We start from the raw sequence: 2,066 nt of genomic DNA, 5'->3' as shown, positions 1-2,066 counted from the left end.
GCATCGCAACGTCGCTACTATGTTTGTTTCAGTCTGTTGGTATTGGCTACACTGCTTACCCCGATATTTGCCGCCAGTTTTGGGGCGGCCAACATTCATCTTAATGACGTATTAATGATATTTAATACCCTATTAGGCGGCGACATGCCGAGTGCGATTGATGGCAGTGAACATGCGGTGACGATAACCCAACGTATTGTGCTTGAATTACGCTTACCGCGAATTTTGTTGGCCTTTGTGGCTGGCGCAGGGTTATCTATAGCTGGCAGTGTTTTACAAACAGTGACCCGCAATCCGTTAGCCGACCCGTATTTATTTGGCATTAGCTCCGGGGCGTCATTTGGTGCGGTGTTGGTGGTGTCGTTATTCAGCCAAACCGGTTTATTTGCCGAGATGTTTTCTGGAGTATTGACCATAGCGCCAAGCTTTACCGCACAACCTTGGTGGTCTTGGTCGACATTAAGTATACCGATAGGAGCATTCATCGGCGCCAGTTTATCGGTGCTGGTGGTATTTATGTTATCGGGACCAGGTCGAAGTAGCCAGGTTGAACGTATGTTGCTGTCTGGTGTGGCAACGTCGTTTCTATTTGGGGCATTGACCAGCTTACTGTTGTATTTTTCGACTCCACAGGCTGCGGCATCAGTTCTGTTTTGGAGCTTAGGCAGTTTTGCTAAAGCTAGTTGGTCTAATTTACTCTTACCCAGTGTGACGGTAGGGGTTAGTTTATTGGTTATGTTGGCATTCAGGCGGCAAATTATGGCGCTGCAAGCGGGTGATGAAACGGCTCATACATTAGGAATAAATGTCGCAAAATTGCGCTTAAGTATGTTGTTACTGTGTTCGCTTATTACGGCAATGTTGGTGGCAACTTGTGGTGGCATTGGTTTTGTTGGTTTGATGATCCCGCATACGGTTAGGCTATTATTTTCCGGACGTCAGCCGATGATCTTAACCGCGATGTTGGGTGGCTTATTTATGGTGTGGATTGACGTGATAGCACGATGCATTTTATTTAACCAAGAATTGCCTGTCGGCATTATTACTGCTGCATTGGGCAGCGTATTTTTCTTGTTTATTTTGCGTCAACGCCGTTAAACGCTAAGCCTTTTGATAAGTACTTCTCTAATCACTTTAATAAGCGTTTAGAGAGGTACTTTTATAAGAATTGGATGAGTGCTGCAATACATCATATTGAATTTATCTGCCAAAATTGCTGGAGTTTTCATGTTTGTTATAGAAGCTATTAAGTCAGATGTTGATACCAATATTCAACATAAGATTAATCAAAAAACCAAACCATTAGGGGCGTTAGGGCAACTAGAATCGTTGGCGCTACAGATTGCTCGGGTGCAGTACAGCGGCGATAAACAGTCGTTAAGCACACCGCTGCAAATCACTAAGCCAACGATGTTAGTGTTTGCTGCCGACCATGGTATTGCAGCTTACGGCGTGTCGATTGCGCCAAGCGAAGTGACCACTCAAATGGTGCATAATTTTGTCCAAGGCGGCGCGGCAATTAATGTGTTTTGTCGCCAAGTTGGGTTTGAGCTTGAAATTATCGATTGCGGAATATTACAACCGCTTACAGGCCAAGAAAATGTTATCGACCAACGCTTAGGCGCAGGAACTAAAGCAATGCATTTAGCGGCGGCTATGCCACTTGAAAAAGTCGTCCAAGGGTTTGAATTTGCTCGACAGTTGGTTGCTCGCCATGTTGATGCCGGTTGTAATTTAATTGCTTTAGGTGAAATGGGTATCGGCAATACTTCTGCTGCGACTGCGGTAATGTCAGCTATGCTCAATATTGATGTTGAGCAATGTGTTGGTAGAGGCACGGGAATTGATGATGCAACCTTGGTTATTAAAACAAAACTCATTAACCAAGCACTTGATTTACATCAACATGAGTTAGTTTCTCCTGAAGCTATTTTGGCTCACGTTGGCGGTTTTGAAATAGTGCAAATGACCGGGGCGATACTGGCAGCTGCGGAACAAAAAATATTAGTGGTGATTGATGGTTTTATCGCTACTGCTGCAGCATTAGTTGCGGTAAAATTATCTCC

Annotated in this window: 2 protein-coding genes; both read left to right on the top strand. The window is 44.4% G+C overall.

Annotated elements, in window-relative coordinates:
- Positions 1–33 precede the first annotated feature (33 nt).
- Positions 34–1,098 carry a FecCD family ABC transporter permease gene (locus CXF78_RS15185; RefSeq protein WP_041413408.1) on the top strand — a complete coding sequence of 355 codons (1,065 nt, stop codon included), beginning with the start codon at positions 34–36 and terminating at the stop codon, positions 1,096–1,098.
- A 129-nt stretch (positions 1,099–1,227) separates the two neighbouring features.
- Positions 1,228–2,066 (top strand): nicotinate-nucleotide--dimethylbenzimidazole phosphoribosyltransferase (cobT, locus tag CXF78_RS15180; protein ID WP_102037263.1); only part of this gene is annotated, 839 nt, incomplete at its 3' end.

Source organism: Shewanella sp. 11B5 (genome assembly GCF_002836795.1).
In the GTDB taxonomy this organism is placed as follows: Bacteria; Pseudomonadota; Gammaproteobacteria; order Enterobacterales; family Shewanellaceae; genus Shewanella; species Shewanella frigidimarina.
This window is presented reverse-complemented; position numbering and strand designations above follow the sequence as displayed.